Consider the following 13,946-nt stretch of genomic DNA (forward strand, 5'->3'; position numbering starts at 1 on the left):
CCAATCGATTGATAATGTATAATCCATAGATTATAGTTATTGAATGACTCTGGAGCAGCTTCGTATCTTCGTCGGCGTCGCCGAACGGCTCAGCATGACGCGTGCGGCGGAGGCGCTGCATCTCACCCAGCCGGCGGTCAGCGCGGCGGTCGCGGCGCTGGAGGATCGGCACGCCACGCGGCTGTTCGACCGGGTCGGGCGGGGGCTGGCGCTGTCGGAGGCGGGGCGGGTGTTCCTGCCCGAGGCGAAGGCGGTGCTGGCGCGCGCGGCGGCGGCGCAGCGGATGCTCGACGATCTCGCCGGGCTCAGGCGGGGCGAACTGCGCCTCGCCGCGAGCCAGACGGTGGCGGGCTATTGGTTGCCGGCACGCATGGCGCGCTTCGCAGCCGCGCAGCCCGGCGTGAAGCTGTCGATGACGGTGGGCAACAGCACGCAGGCGGCGGCATCCGTGCTGGCGGGCGAGGCGGACCTCGCCTTCGTCGAGGGGCGGGTGGACGATCCGCACCTGCGCGCCGCCGAGGTGGGCGGCGATCGGCTCGGCCTCTATGTCGCGCCGGGGCATCCTTTGCTCGGCGCGCGGATCGATCGCGTCTCGTTGCGCCAGGCTGCCTGGGTGCTGCGCGAACCCGGATCGGGCACGCGCGACCATTTCGCGCAGGCGATCGCATCGGTGGGCGTGGCGTTGCCCGATCTCGACGTGCGGCTGGAGCTGCCCTCCAACGGGGCGGTGCTGGCGGCGGTGGAGGCGGGCGGGCTCGTCGCCGCCGTCTCCGATCTCGCGGCGGCGGCGCGGCTGGCGGCGGGGCATGTCGCGCGGCTCGACTTCCCGTTGCCGGAGCGCGCCTTCACCATGCTGGCGCATCGAGAACGGCATCGGAGCCGTGCCGCCGAGGCGTTCGTTGCGGCCTTGTGAGATGCTTTCCGATTGCTGACTAAGGGGTTCAGCGCCGTGTCATCCGGCCGGGCGCATTGCGGCGACATGGTGGCGCACGCTGCGCCCGCACGAATGGAAGGTGGAGTGGGATGCGACTGTTGATCTCCGCAATGTTGCTGGCTTCGGCCGCGGCGGCGCCGGCGGTGGCGCAGGATTGGAATCATGGCGGCCAGCATCAGGGCGGCGGCCAGCGTCAGGGTGGCGGCGACCATCATGGTGGTGGCGGCGGCTGGCAGGGCCGGGGGCAAGGGCAGGGACGACCCGGCCCGGCTCCGCAGGCGCAGCCGCGTCCGCAGGGGCAGCCCGGTGGCGGGCAGAACTGGGCCGACCATGGCGATCACGGCCGTCCGGGCGGCTGGCAGGGCGGCGGCGCGCAGCCGCGCCCCAACGTGCCGGCCAATGCCGGCCAGGTCCGCCCGCGCGAGGGGCATTGGGCGGGCAATAACGCCCCCGGCCGCCCCGGCGGCTGGGACCGCGGCGACCATCATGACGGCCGCCCCGGCGGCGGCGATTGGAACCATGGCCGTCCGGGCAATGCCGTTCCGGGGCGTCCGGGGGGCGACTGGGATCATGGCCGGCCCGGCTATGGCGGGGTGCATGTCCGCTCCGGCAACGACTGGAACCATGGTCGTCCGGGCGGGGGCTGGAACAGCGGATGGCGCAACGACAACCGCTATGACTGGCGCGGCTGGCGCGACGCGAACCGCGATCGCTTCCATGTCGGCCGCTATCGTCCGCCGTCGGGCTATGGCTGGGGCTATCGCCGCTACGGCATCGGCGTGCGGCTGGCGCCGTTGTTCTTCAGCTCGGCCTACTGGATCGCCGATCCGTGGGAATATCGCCTGCCGCCGGCTTACGGCCCCTATCGCTGGGTCCGCTATTACAACGACGCGCTGCTGGTCGATGTCTCCACCGGCTATGTGGTCGACGAGATACCGGACTTCTTCTGGTAGGCGAGGCGGGATCGCGGGAACGGCCCGGCGCGGGGGAACCCTCGCGCCGGGTCTTTCGTTATCGGCGCCCGGCGATCGGCCCGGCCGACATGAAGACGAAATCACGAATATCGAAGATGAATCCCGGATAAAAGCATCATTCCGGCGGCGTTCATATCGATCGTGGCAAATCAAAGCTATCGGCAGGGTGTGATTTCCAACCAGGCCCGAAACAGAGAGGGATGTTCAACATGCGTAAGCTCATTCTCGCTTCCGCGCTCATGGCGACGCTGCTGCCGGCGGCGGCCATGGCCCAGTCCTATGGCGAGGTTCGCCACGACCAGCGCGAGATTCGTCAGGATCAGCGCGATCTGAACCGCGCTTATGCCCGTGGCGACCGTCATGACGTCCGCGATGCGCGCCGCGATCTGCGCAATGACCGCCGCGAGGCCCGTGGCGACTGGCGCGACTATCGCCGCTCGCATCCCGAAGCTTTCCGCGGCCCGGCCTATGTCGGCCCGCGCGCCGGCTGGCGCTATCGTCCGGTCGCGGTCGGCTATCGCTTCGAGCCGGGCTTCTACAATCGCCGCTACTGGATCGATCCGGTCCGTTACCGCCTGCCCCCGGTCGTCGGCTATCAGCGCTGGGTCCGCTACGGCAACGACGTGGTGCTGGTCGACACCCGCTCGGGCCGCGTCCTGAACGTCTATGGCGGGTTCTTCTTCTAAGACGCCTTGCTTGCCGGTGTGACGGCCGGTCGATAAGCCTCCGCGATCCATCTGAATCGCGGAGGCTTTCCCGATGACCGTTGCCCGTTCCCTTCGCACCTTCCTGCTCGCCGCCGCGCTGCTGCCCGCGTCCGCTTATGCCGCGCCCGCCACGCCCGACGCCGCGACGCGTCTCCACAGGCTGTTCGCCGACACCGACGAGGGGCTGCTCAAGCGCAATCCGCTCCAGGCGCTCTATCGCGGCGACCTGCGCTATGCCGACCAGATCGGCGATCTCTATTCCGACGCCCATTATGCCGGCGAGAAGACCGCCGACGAGGATGCGCTGAAGCAGCTCTCGGCCATCCCGCGCGCCTCGCTCGATCCGACCGACCGGATCGCCTACGACACGTTCAAGCGGAACACCGAGATCGATCTCGAAAGCTATCGCCCCGATCTGCTCAAGGTCGCGGAGGTGATGCCGATCAACCATTTCTATGGCCTGCACCTCGATTATGCGGACCTCTCCTCCGGGCAGGGCGCGGCGCCGTTCAAGACGGTGAAGGATTATGAGGACGCGCTGAAGCGCCACGCCCAATATCCGCATCTGGTCGACGAGATCATCGCCCGCTTCCGCCAGGGCATCGCCGCCGGCATCGTCGAGCCCAAGCTGGTCGTGAACAACATGATCGACGAGCTGACGCTTCAGGCCGCGGGCGGCGTCGAGGGCACGCCCTATTACGGCCCGGTGAAGAGCTTCCCGGACACGATTCCGGCCGCCGATCAGGCGCGCCTGCGCGATGCCTACACGACGGCCATCCGCGACGGCATCCTGCCCGCCAACGCGAAGCTGCTGGCTTTCCTCAAGACCGAATATCTGCCGCACGCGCGCGATACGGTGGGTCTGGGGGCGCTGCCCGGCGGCAAGGCCTATTATAATTACCTGATCGAGCAGAACACGACGCTGCCGATGACCGCGGAGGAGGTCCACCAGTTGGGCCTGAACGAGGTGGCGCGGATCACCAGGCAGCTGGAGGCCGTGAAGGCCAAGGTCGGCTTCAAGGGCGATCTCCACGCCTTCTTCCACTACATGACCACCGACCCCAAGTTCGCGCCGCCCTCGCGCGACTGGCTCCAGGCGCGCTACCGCCAGATTCAGGCGCGGATCGAGCAGCGCATCCCCGAGCAGTTCTCGCTCGTCCCCAAGACGCCGTTCGAGATCCGCGCCGAGCCGGCCTACAAGGAGAAGTCCTCCGCGGCCGGCGAATATATGCAGGGCTCGGCGGACGGCACGCGTCCGGGCGTGTTCTATTACAACGGATACGACCTCCCGACCCGCTTCACCTGGGGCGAGGAGACGCTGTTCCTGCACGAGGCGATCCCCGGCCATCATTTCCAGATCAGCCTGGCGCAGGAGAATACCAAGCTCCCCAACTTCATGCGTTTCGGCGGCAACACGGCGTTCGTCGAGGGCTGGGCGCTCTATTCGGAATCGCTCTGGCCGGAGCTGGGGATGGAGACCGATCCGTACCAGCGCTTCGGCGGCCTCAATGACGAGATGCTGCGCGCGATGCGTCTGGTGGTGGACAGCGGCATCCACGCGATGGGCTGGACCCGCGATCAGGCGATCACCTACATGACCACCAACTCCGCCATGGGGAAGGCGGACGTCACCGCTGAGGTCGAGCGCTACATCGCCATTCCGGGGCAGGCGCTGGCCTACAAGGTCGGCCAGCTCACCATCCTCAAGGAAAAGGCCAAGGCCAAGGCGGCGCTCGGGGCCAGGTTCGATCCCCGCGCGTTCCATGCGCAGGTACTCGACACGGGGGCTCTGCCGATGACGGTGCTGGAAAAGAAGATTGACGACTGGATCGCCGCGCAGAAGGGGAAGTGAGCGTCATGGCATCCGAACCCGTCCGCGCGCCCCGCCTTGCCGTCCTGATCGATGCGGACAATGCCAGCGCGCGGATCGCGCCCGGCCTGTTCGAGGAGATCGCCAAGATCGGCGAGGCGAGCGTGCGGCGGATCTATGGGGACTTCTCCAGTCCCCGCCTGAAGTCGTGGGCGGACATCCTCGCCGCCCACGCCATCCTGCCGCACCAGAACTTCGCCTACACGCAGGGCAAGAACGCCTCTGACATCGCGCTGGTGATCGATGCGATGGACCTGCTCCATTCGGGGCGGTTCGACGGCTTCTGCCTCGTCTCGTCGGACAGCGACTTCACCCGCCTCGCGGCGCGCATCCGCGAGCAGGGCGTCGATGTCTATGGCTTCGGCGAGCAGAAGACGCCGGAGGCGTTCCGGCAGGCGTGCCGCCGCTTCATCTACACCGAGAACCTGTTGCCCGAAGCCCCCGCCGCCGACGAGCCCGAACGGCCCGATGCGCGCCCCGCCTCGGTGGCACGCCCGGCGAGCGCGGCGGTGCCGCTGCTGCGCCGCGCGGTGGCGCAGCTCGAAGATGATGATGGCTGGGTGACGCTCGGCGGTGTCGGGCAGCGACTCTCGACGCTCGCTCCCGATTTCGACCCGCGCACCTTCGGTCAGGCCAAGCTGGTGACGCTGGTGGAGAAGACCGGGGCGTTTGAGGTACGCCGGACCAGCGGACGCGCGATCCACATCCGCCCGAAACCGAAAGCCTAGCTGATCGAGCCGAACGGCAGGAGCTGCTTGGCGATCCGCGCGGCGGCGTCGCCCTTGCCGGCCTGAAGCGACGGGATCAGCCGGGCGGCGGCGCGCTGCATGATGCGGTCGAGCGGGGTCGGCGCGGGCGTCGCGGCGGCGCGTTCGGCGAGGCGCAGCGCGGTGGCGGTGTCCGACGTGTCGAGCTTGATGCGGATCAGCGCCGCATAGGCCGGGAAGAAGGCGCGGTTGCTGCCCATCTCCACCGCCTTGTCGAGTGCCGCCAGCCCCTTTGCCCGGCTCGCGCCGAGCAGCGCGCGGGCGAGGAAATCGCCCAGATCGCCGACCGCCGTCAGATGCCAGCCGGCAAGCGCGACCTGCGTCTCGGCATCGCGTGGATCGGCGGCGGCGATGGCCTCCAGCGCGCTGTGGGCGGCCTTGGCGTCCGACGGCGAGCGGGTGAGCTGGCCGCGATAGCCGATGCCCAGCGCGTGCTGGAGTTGCGCCTCATGGTCGGAGACCGTGCGCGTCTCGGCGATCGCCTCGTTGACGAGCGCCAGCGCCTGCGCCTTGTCGTGCGTGCCGAAGGCGGCGCGGATGAGGGTATCGCGCGGGCTCTCGGCCTGGGCCGAGCCGGCGATGGTGGTGACGATGGCGATCGCGGCGGCGCCGCGCAGAACTGGATGCATGACGGCTCCTTATTCCGGGGCCGGACGTGAATGTCGACTGACTGCGGCGAGATGGCGGAAGGCAGGGAAGCTCCGCATGGCCGCGCCGCGCGAACCCGGATCGCGCGGGCATCGATCCGAAAGGGCGGGCCGTGAGGATGAACGCATCACGGCCCGATCGGTTCTTCGCTCAGCCTGTCCGGGCGAGCGCGTCGGCGATGAGCTGGCGCGTCTCGGCAAGGCCGTAGAGCGCCGCGAAGCTGCCCATGCGCGGCCCCTGGCTGGAGCCGAGCAGCGTCTCGTAGAGCGTCCTGAACCAGTCGCGCAGCGATTCGAACGGGTGCGCCTTGCCGCACTCATAGACCTCGAACTGGATCGCCTCGGCGTCCGCATCGGCGGGGAGGGCGGCGAAGCGCGCGTCGAGATCGGCGAGCGCGGCCTTCTCCATCTCCGTCGGCGCGCGGCGCTGGAGCGTGGCGGCCACGAAATCGCGGAAATAGGCGACGGCATAGCCGAGCAGCTTGTCCAGCTCCGGGTGCGTCTCGGGGCTCACCTGCGGGGCGTAGCGCTGGACGTAGCGCCACAGCAGCGCCTTGTCCTCGGTCATCGCCACGCTGACGAGGTTGAGCAGCAGGCCGAAGCTGAGCGGCATGTCGACCGCCGGCACCTGGCCCAGATGGACATGATGGACGGGGTTGCCGAGCTGCTGCTCGATCGGCTGGGTCGGATAGGTAGCGAGGAACTGGTAATACTCATCCACCGCGCGCGGGATCACGCTGAAGCTCAGCGCGCGGGCCTTCCTGGGCTCGCGATAGATGTAGAAGGCGAGGCTCTCGATCGGGGCGTAGGTCAGCCATTCCTCGATCGTCAGGCCGTTGCCCTTGGTCTTCGAAATCTTGGCGCCATGCTCGTCGAGGAACATCTCGTAGTTGAAGCCGTCGGGCGGCGTCGCGCCGAGCACGCGGGCGATCTTGCCGGACTGGATGACCGAATCGATCAGATCCTTGCCCGCCATCTCGTAATCGACCCCGAAGGCGACCCAGCGCAGCGCCCAGTCGACCTTCCACTGCGCCTTGGCGAGCCCGCCCAGCACCGACTGCTCGCGGCGTTCGCCCGAGACGAGATCGATGTAGGCGACGAGGCCGGCGTCCGCATCGACCACCTCGATCGGCACCTGGAGCACCTTGCCGGTCTCGGGGTGGATCGGGAAGATCGGCGAATAGGTCTTGCGGCGCTCCTCGCCGAGCGTCGGCAGCATCACGCCCATGATCTTGTCGTAATGGCGCAGGATGGACTTCAGCGTCTCGTCGAAGCGGCCGTCGGCATAGGCCTCGGAGGCGGGGATGAACTCGTAATCGAAGCCGAACTGGTCGAGGAAGCTGCGCAGGCGCGCATTGTTGTGGGCGGCGAAGCTCTCATGCGTGCCGAACGGATCGGGCACGCGGCTCAAGGGCAGGTCGAGATGGGCGTGGAGCATCTCCTGCTCGGGCAGATTGCCCGGCACCTTGCGCATCCCGTCCATGTCGTCGGAGAAGGCGACGAGGCGCGTCCTGCCGCCGGTCATCTCCTCATAGGCATTGCGCACCATCGACGTGCGCGCCACCTCGGTGAAGGTGCCGATATGCGGCAGGCCCGAGGGGCCGTAGCCTGTCTGGAACAGCATCGCCGCATCGGCGGGTTTCCCCTCCGGCCACCGTTTCATCAGCTTGCGCGCTTCCTCATAGGGCCAGGCCTTGCTGGCGAGGGCGGCGGTGCGGTGATCGGGGGCGGTGGCTGGAGTGTCGGTCATGATGCCCGCTCCTTTAAGGGCATCGTCATCCCAGCGAAAGCTGGGATCTCGTCGGGGCGGGCGCCGTGGTCCCTCCGGGAGATTCCGGCTTTCGGCAGGGTGGCGGAGAAGAAGAGACGGAGGTCGTTTCCCTTCCGTTCGCTCCGCCTTATACAAAGCGGGTGACTCCCTTCCTGCTGCCGCCCCTCGCTCTCCACGCCACCCATGGCGGCATCTGGGTTGCCGAACGGGACGGCCCGACGCGCGCGGTGTCGCGGGGGGAGGCGATCGCGCTCGCCGCCGAGCGGCCGCTGGTGATGCTCAACACGCCGCTGGTGGGCCAGCGCCTCGGCTATGCCGAGATCAACGGGCTCGATCTGCTGGAGCTGTTCGCCTTCCTCCATCCGGCGCGCTTCGCGGTGCCGACGCCCGCCGGCATGGCCCGCGCATTGGGGCTGGAGCCGCCCGCCGACGATGCTTCCGCCACGGCCACCTTGCTCGCCTGCGCCGACAGGCTCCTCATGGTGGCGGAGGGCGACTGGCCCGAGCGGCATGGCGCGTGGGACGTGGCGCACGCGCTCGGCCGCCTGCGCTGGCCCTGGGCGCAGGCGCTGATCCAGCGCATGACCGAGCCCGAGCGGACCGAGCGCGGCCTCTTCGCCAAGCTCCCCGAATGGGAGGAGGTGGCGCCGCGCCCGGCACCCCGCACCGTCAGCATCGGCGAGGGGGATGCGGTGGAGCGGCTGGCCACGCTCACCGGGCAGGGCGCCGAGGCTCGCCCCGGCCAGCGGGCTTATGCCGCCGCCGTCGCCCATGCCTTCGCGCCGCGCATGGCGGAGGGGCGCCCCCGCGTGATGCTGGCCGAGGCCGGCACGGGCATCGGCAAGACGCTCGGCTATCTCGCCCCCGCCGGCCTGTGGGCGGAGCGGGCCGAGGGGACGGTGTGGATCTCGACCTACACGCGCGCCCTGCAACGCCAGCTCGACCGCGAGACCGAGCGGCTCTTCCCCGATCCGGCGGTGCGGCGGCAGAAGGTGGCGGTGCGCAAGGGGCGCGAGAATTATCTCTGCCTGCTCAATCTGGAGGACGCGCTGTTCGGCGGCTTCCAGGGCCGCGCGGCGGTGCTGGCGCAGCTCGTGGCGCGCTGGGCGGCCTATACGCGCGACGGCGACATGGTGGGCGGCGACCTTCCCGGCTGGCTGCCGACGCTGTTCCGCCGCGCCGGCGCCACCGCGCTCACCGACCGGCGCGGCGAGTGCGTCTATGCCGGCTGCCCGCATTATCGCCGCTGCTTCATCGAACATTCGGTGCGCCGCGCCGAGGAAGCGGACATCGTCATCGCCAACCATGCGCTGGTCATGCTGCTCGCCGAGCGGCGGCGCGAAGAGGGACGGGCGCTCGGCCGGATCGTGTTCGACGAAGGGCATCACCTGTTCGACGCCGCCGACTCGACCTTCTCCTCCGCGCTGACGGGGCAGGAGGCGATCGAGCTGCGCCGATGGATCGTCGGCCCCGAACGTGCCTCGCGCGGGCGGCGGCGGGGCCTGTCGGCGCGGCTGGCGGACGTCGTCTCCTATGACGAGGCGGGCGCGCTGGCGCTCGATGCGGTGGTGCAGGGCGCGCAGGCGCTGGTCGCGGACGGCTGGCTCGGCCGGATCGGCGAAGGTCTGCCGATGGGGCCGGTCGAGAAGCTGCTCGCGGCGGTGCGCGGGGCCGTGCTCGCCCGCGCCACGGCGGCGGATGCGGGATATGGCATCGAGACCGAGGCGGTCGCACTCGACGGCGCCACGATCGAGGCGGCGGGCGAGGCCTCCACCGCGCTCGAACAATTGATGCGCCCGATGGTGGCGCTGAGCGGCCGCCTGCTCGCGGTGCTGGAGGAAGCGCCCGACTGGCTCGACGGCCCGGCCCGCGCGCGCATCGAAGGGGCGGCGGCCGGGCTCGGCACGCGGGCGCGGATGATCGCGGGCTGGCTGGCGCTGCTCGGGCGGCTTGGCGGCGAGGTCGATCCCGATTTCGTCGACTGGCTGGCGGTGGACCGCATCGAGGGCCGCGAGTTCGACATCGGGCTGCACCGGCACTGGCTCGATCCCGGCCGGCCGCTCGCGTCCACCGTGCTCGCGCCCGCGCATGGCGTGCTGGTGACGTCCGCGACGCTGACGGGCGCGGCCAACTCGCCCGAGGCCGGCTGGGCACGGGCCGAAGCGCGCGCCGGCACCCGTCATCTCGATACGGCGGTGGAGCATTTCGCCGCCGCCAGCCCGTTCGACTATGCCAAGGCGGCCGAAGTGCTGGTCGTCACCGATCTCAAGCGCGGCGACATGCCCCAGCTCGCCCACGCCTATGCCCGGCTGATCGAGGCGTCGCGGGGCGGCACGCTCGGCCTGTTCACCGCGATCGCGCGGCTGAAGGCGGTCTATGCCCGCATCGCCGACCATCTCGCCCGCGAAGGCCTGCCGCTCTACGCCCAGCATGTCGATCCGATCGACACCGGCACGCTGGTCGATATCTTCCGCGACGATCCGCGCGCCTCGCTGCTCGGCACCGATGCGCTGCGTGACGGCATCGACGTGCCCGGCCATTCGCTCCGCCTCGTGGTGATGGAGCAGGTGCCGTGGCCGCGCCCTAACGTGCTTCACGCGGCGCGGCGGGCGGCGGGCGGCGGCTCGGCCTATGACGACGAAGTGGTGCGCGCGCGGCTCGCGCAGGCGTTCGGGCGGCTGATCCGCCGGGGCGACGATCGCGGGCGCTTCGTGCTGCTCTCCTCCGCCACGCCGTCGCGGCTGCTCGATGCGTTTCCGGCGGGCGTCCGCGTCCGGCGGGTGACTCTCGACGAAGCGGTGGCGGCCGTCGCAAGCGGCCTTCCCACGGCCGGCCCGATCGGGCATCACCCAGCGGAGGTCGGCAGCGGGGAGGTGGCATGAAGCGGCTGATTACCTTCCGCCACGCCAAATCGGGCTGGGATCAGCCTGCGATCCGCGATTTCGACCGTGCCCTCAACGACAAGGGCCGCCGCGCCGCTGCGACCATGGGGCGGCATATGCGCCAGCTCGGGCTGCGCTTCGATTCGGTGGTCGCGTCTCCCGCGGTGCGCGTCGCCGAGACGCTGGACGCGATGTTCGACGGCTATGGCCGCCGCATGGCGCCGAGCTGGGACCGGCGCGCCTATCTCGCCACCGCCGCGACGCTGCTGGAGATGGTGCAGGAGACGCCCGACGGGGTCGAGGCGCTGATGCTGGTCGGCCACAATCCGGGGCTGGAGGAGCTGGTGCTGCTGCTCGCCGGATCGGAAGGGCCGACGGACGGCGGCACGCGCGATTCGATCGGGGAGAAATATCCCACCGCCAGCGTCGCCGAGATCCATTTCGACGCCGACCATTGGCAGGATATCCACGCCGGCGACGGGCATCTCGTCCGCTTCATCCGCCCGCGCGATCTCGATCCCGCGCTGGGGCCGGACCGGCGCCTCTGAGCGGCCTCAGCCCGCCGCGAGCAGATCGGCGAGCTGCGAGCGGATCGCGCGCAATTCGTCGAGCGGCACCGATGGCGTCATGATCGGCGCGGGCCGTGGGGCCGCGACCACCGCCACCGGCTCCGCATCGGGCGCTCCCCTGGCGGCGAGCAGCTTCTGCACACCCTTCACCGTATAGCCGTCGCGGTTGAGCAGCGTGTGGATGCGGCGGGCCAGCGTCACGTCGGCGGGCCGGTAATAGCGGCGATTGCCGGCGCGCTGGATCGGTTTCAACTGCGGAAAGCGCGTTTCCCAATAGCGCAGCACATGCTGCGCCACGCCCAGTTCTTCCGAAACCTCGCCGATGGTGCGGAAGGCGGCGTCGGATTTATCCATGCTCTCGTTCAACTTGCCTCTGCGATGCGATCGCGCAGCATGTTGCTGGCGCGGAAGGTGAGAACCCGGCGAGGCGCGATCGGCACCTCGACGCCGGTCTTGGGGTTGCGGCCGATGCGCTCGCCCTTGTCGCGCAGCACGAAGGTGCCGAAGCCGGAGATCTTGACGTTCTCGCTGTTCGCCATCGCGCCGCACATCAGCGACAGCACCTGTTCGACCATGGAGGCCGAATCCGCGCGCGACAGGCCGATCTCGCGATGGACCACATCGCTGAGGTCCGCACGCGTCAAGGTCTCGATATCGGCCATGAATTCCCCCCCGTCAGGACTCGTATTGCAGACCCGCAATATTAGCGGCACCGAGGGCGGCCGCCAATGGGGGCTTGCGATCGGCCGGTATCAGTAGCGGACGACCGCCGCGCCCCAGGTGAAGCCGCCGCCCATCGCCTCGAGGACGAGCAGGTCGCCGCGCTTGATGCGGCCGTCGCGCACCGCGACGTCGAGCGCCAGCGGCACCGAGGCGGCCGACGTGTTGGCATGTTCGTCGACGGTTACGATGACGCGCTCGGCCGGCAGGTCGAGCTTGCGCGCGGTGGCGTCGAGGATGCGGGCGTTCGCCTGGTGGGGAACCAGCCAGTCGATGTCGGCGGGCGTGAGGCCGGCTTCGGCCAGCACTTCGCCGAGCACCGAGGCGAGGTTGACCACGGCATGGCGAAACACCTCGCGGCCCTTCATGCGGACCTTGCCGACCGTGCCGGTGGTCGACGGGCCGCCGTCGACGAACAGCAGCTCGTTATGGCGCCCGTCCGCGTGGAGGCGCGACGAGAGCAGGCCGCGCGCGGCCTTGTCGGCGGGATCGGCGGCGCTCGTCTCTGCGCGCAGCACCACGGCGCCGGCGCCATCGCCGAACAGCACGCAGGTGGCGCGATCCTGCCAGTCGAGGATGCGGCTGAACGTCTCGGCGCCGATCACCAGCGCGGCCTTGGCCGCCCCGCCGCGCATCATGCTCTCGGCGACCGACAGCGCGTAGAGGAAGCCCGAGCACACCGCCTGCACGTCGAACGCCACGCAGTCGTTGATGCCGAGCGCGGCCTGCACCTTGGTGGCGGACGCCGGGAAGGTCTGGTCCGGGGTCGCGGTGGCGAGGACGATCAGGCCGATCTCGCTCGCATCCATGCCGGCGGCCTCGAGCGCCTTGCGCGCGGCGTCGGTGGCGAGAGAGGATGTCGTCTCGTCCTCGGCGGCGATGTGGCGGGCGCGGATGCCGGTGCGCTCGACGATCCACTCGTCGGAGGTGTCCACCGTCTCGGCCAGCTCGGCGTTGGTGACGCGGCGGCGGGGGAGGGCGGAGCCGGTCCCCGCGATCACGGCGCGCAGGACGGGGGCGGAGATCGGAAGCTGATCGGTCATTTCACCGCGATCGATTCGGAAGGGGAGGTTGCCCGATAATCGGCGAGATCATGGGCGATGCGGCGGGCCAGATCCTCGCGCAGCACCTTGGCGGCGACCGCGATGGCGTTGGCGACGCCCTTGTCGTCGGCGCCGCCATGGCTCTTCACGACGATGCCGTTGAGGCCGAGGAAGATCGCGCCATTATGGTTGTTCGGATCGAGATGGACGCGCAGCAGGTGCAGCGCCGGCTTCGACAGCAGGAAGCCCATCTTCGAACGGAACGAGCTGCTGAACGAGCGGCGGAGCAGATCGGTGACGAAGCGCACCGTGCCCTCGGCCGTCTTGAGCGCGATATTGCCCGAGAAGCCGTCCGACACGACCACGTCGACATCGCCGCGGCTGATCCGGTTGCCCTCGATGAAGCCGATGAATTCGAGCGGCAGCGAGGCCGAGGCGTCGCGCAGCATCTGCGCGGCGCGCTTCAGCTCCTCGGTGCCCTTCAGCTCTTCGGTGCCGATGTTGAGCAGCGCCACCTTGGGGCGCGCGATGTCCAGCGCGGTGCGCGAATAGGCGGCGCCCATCAGCGCGAACTGGACGAGATTGTTGGCGTCGCACTCGGTGTTGGCGCCGAGGTCGAGCATCACCGTGTCGGTCTCGCCGAGGCTGGGCATCAGGGCGGACAGCGCCGGCCGGTCGATGCCCGGCATGGTGCGCAGCGCGAGCTTGGACATCGCCATCAGCGCGCCGGTGTTGCCCGAAGACACGGCAGCCCCCGCATCGCCGTCCTTCACGGCGGCGATGGCGAGGCCCATCGACGTGGTCTTGGCGCGGCGGATCGCCTGACTCGGCTTGTCGTCACCCGAAATCATATCAGGCGCGTGCCGAACCTCACACGCGGCCGCGAGGCCGCGATGGCGTGCAAGCTCCGGCCCGACGACGGCTTCGTCGCCGACGATCAGGAATTTCAGATCGGGAGCCCGCGACAGGGCCAGAGCGGCGCCTGCCAGCATCGTGGCCGCCCCGCCATCTCCTCCCATCGCATCGATGGCGATCCGCGGCGCGTCCACGATCAATCCGCCT

General features: G+C 69.7%; 13 protein-coding genes. 7 read left to right on the forward strand and 6 right to left on the reverse strand.

Annotated elements, in window-relative coordinates; genetic code table 11:
* Window positions 1-43: 43 nt before the first annotated feature.
* From FHS98_RS06925 to FHS98_RS06945, 5 genes are all read left to right on the forward strand, one after another.
* Window positions 44-913, forward strand: coding sequence for a LysR substrate-binding domain-containing protein (locus FHS98_RS06925; RefSeq protein ID WP_167102094.1), 870 nt, complete (start codon window positions 44-46; stop codon window positions 911-913).
* 110 nt (window positions 914-1,023) lie between these two features.
* Window positions 1,024-1,887, forward strand: coding sequence for an RcnB family protein (locus FHS98_RS18650; RefSeq protein ID WP_208402095.1), 864 nt, complete (start codon window positions 1,024-1,026; stop codon window positions 1,885-1,887).
* Between the two features lie 230 nt (window positions 1,888-2,117).
* Entirely contained in the window at window positions 2,118-2,594 is a 477-nt protein-coding gene (locus tag FHS98_RS06935) for an RcnB family protein (protein ID WP_167102096.1), read from the forward strand.
* A 73-nt stretch (window positions 2,595-2,667) separates the two neighbouring features.
* Window positions 2,668-4,467 carry a DUF885 domain-containing protein gene (locus tag FHS98_RS06940; RefSeq protein WP_167102099.1) on the forward strand — a complete coding sequence of 600 codons (1,800 nt, stop codon included), beginning with the start codon at window positions 2,668-2,670 and terminating at the stop codon, window positions 4,465-4,467.
* Between the two features lie 5 nt (window positions 4,468-4,472).
* Window positions 4,473-5,213, forward strand: coding sequence for an NYN domain-containing protein (locus FHS98_RS06945; RefSeq protein WP_167102102.1), 741 nt, complete (start codon window positions 4,473-4,475; stop codon window positions 5,211-5,213).
* Here FHS98_RS06945 and FHS98_RS06950 read toward each other — a convergent pair.
* Both FHS98_RS06950 and FHS98_RS06955 read right to left on the reverse strand, forming a co-directional pair.
* Complete coding sequence (locus tag FHS98_RS06950; RefSeq protein WP_167102105.1) at window positions 5,210-5,881, reverse strand: hypothetical protein; 672 nt, start codon at window positions 5,879-5,881, stop codon at window positions 5,210-5,212. The two genes, FHS98_RS06945 and FHS98_RS06950, sit on opposite strands and share 4 nt — an antisense overlap.
* A 169-nt stretch (window positions 5,882-6,050) precedes the next feature.
* Window positions 6,051-7,649, reverse strand: a complete 1,599-nt coding sequence (locus FHS98_RS06955) for a lysine--tRNA ligase (protein ID WP_167102108.1) — start codon at window positions 7,647-7,649, stop codon at window positions 6,051-6,053.
* Window positions 7,650-7,810: 161 nt separating this feature from the next.
* Here FHS98_RS06955 and FHS98_RS06960 point away from each other — a divergent pair, with 161 nt between their 5' ends.
* A complete protein-coding gene (locus FHS98_RS06960; RefSeq protein ID WP_341786035.1) occupies window positions 7,811-10,552 on the forward strand; it encodes an ATP-dependent DNA helicase in 2,742 nt (913 codons plus the stop codon).
* On the forward strand, window positions 10,549-11,100 hold the full coding sequence (locus tag FHS98_RS06965) for a SixA phosphatase family protein (protein ID WP_167102111.1): 552 nt from the start codon (window positions 10,549-10,551) through the stop codon (window positions 11,098-11,100). Before FHS98_RS06960 ends, FHS98_RS06965 begins: the two co-directional genes overlap by 4 nt.
* Window positions 11,101-11,106: 6 nt before the next feature.
* On the opposite strand, the gene FHS98_RS06970 is transcribed toward FHS98_RS06965, so the two are convergent.
* The 4 genes from FHS98_RS06970 to plsX all read right to left on the reverse strand — a co-directional run bounded on the left by FHS98_RS06970 (window position 11,107) and on the right by plsX (window position 13,936).
* A complete protein-coding gene (locus FHS98_RS06970) occupies window positions 11,107-11,475 on the reverse strand; it encodes a MerR family transcriptional regulator (RefSeq protein ID WP_167102114.1) in 369 nt (122 codons plus the stop codon).
* Window positions 11,476-11,483: 8 nt separating this feature from the next.
* On the reverse strand, window positions 11,484-11,783 hold the full coding sequence (locus tag FHS98_RS06975; protein ID WP_167102117.1) for an integration host factor subunit alpha: 300 nt from the start codon (window positions 11,781-11,783) through the stop codon (window positions 11,484-11,486).
* Window positions 11,784-11,873: 90 nt separating this feature from the next.
* The gene (locus FHS98_RS06980) at window positions 11,874-12,884 is read right to left on the reverse strand and encodes a beta-ketoacyl-ACP synthase III (RefSeq protein WP_167102120.1); all 1,011 of its coding nucleotides are present in this window, start codon (window positions 12,882-12,884) and stop codon (window positions 11,874-11,876) included.
* Entirely contained in the window at window positions 12,881-13,936 is a 1,056-nt protein-coding gene (plsX, locus tag FHS98_RS06985) for a phosphate acyltransferase PlsX (protein WP_167102992.1), read from the reverse strand. The genes FHS98_RS06980 and plsX overlap by 4 nt, the downstream gene beginning before the upstream one ends.
* Between the last annotated feature and the right edge of the window lie 10 nt (window positions 13,937-13,946).

Source organism: Sphingomonas oligoaromativorans, assembly GCF_011762195.1.
Classification (GTDB): Bacteria; Pseudomonadota; Alphaproteobacteria; order Sphingomonadales; family Sphingomonadaceae; genus Solisphingomonas; species Solisphingomonas oligoaromativorans.

Coding starts and splice junctions, on each gene's coding strand:
- FHS98_RS06925 (WP_167102094.1), top strand. CDS start 44: ATGACTCTGGAGCAGCTTCGTATCTTCGTCGGCGTCGCCGAACGGCTC.
- FHS98_RS18650 (WP_208402095.1), top strand. CDS start 1,024: ATGCGACTGTTGATCTCCGCAATGTTGCTGGCTTCGGCCGCGGCGGCG.
- FHS98_RS06935 (WP_167102096.1), top strand. CDS start 2,118: ATGCGTAAGCTCATTCTCGCTTCCGCGCTCATGGCGACGCTGCTGCCG.
- FHS98_RS06940 (WP_167102099.1), top strand. CDS start 2,668: ATGACCGTTGCCCGTTCCCTTCGCACCTTCCTGCTCGCCGCCGCGCTG.
- FHS98_RS06945 (WP_167102102.1), top strand. CDS start 4,473: ATGGCATCCGAACCCGTCCGCGCGCCCCGCCTTGCCGTCCTGATCGAT.
- FHS98_RS06950 (WP_167102105.1), bottom strand. CDS start 5,881: ATGCATCCAGTTCTGCGCGGCGCCGCCGCGATCGCCATCGTCACCACC.
- FHS98_RS06955 (WP_167102108.1), bottom strand. CDS start 7,649: ATGACCGACACTCCAGCCACCGCCCCCGATCACCGCACCGCCGCCCTC.
- FHS98_RS06965 (WP_167102111.1), top strand. CDS start 10,549: ATGAAGCGGCTGATTACCTTCCGCCACGCCAAATCGGGCTGGGATCAG.
- FHS98_RS06970 (WP_167102114.1), bottom strand. CDS start 11,475: ATGGATAAATCCGACGCCGCCTTCCGCACCATCGGCGAGGTTTCGGAA.
- FHS98_RS06975 (WP_167102117.1), bottom strand. CDS start 11,783: ATGGCCGATATCGAGACCTTGACGCGTGCGGACCTCAGCGATGTGGTC.
- FHS98_RS06980 (WP_167102120.1), bottom strand. CDS start 12,884: ATGACCGATCAGCTTCCGATCTCCGCCCCCGTCCTGCGCGCCGTGATC.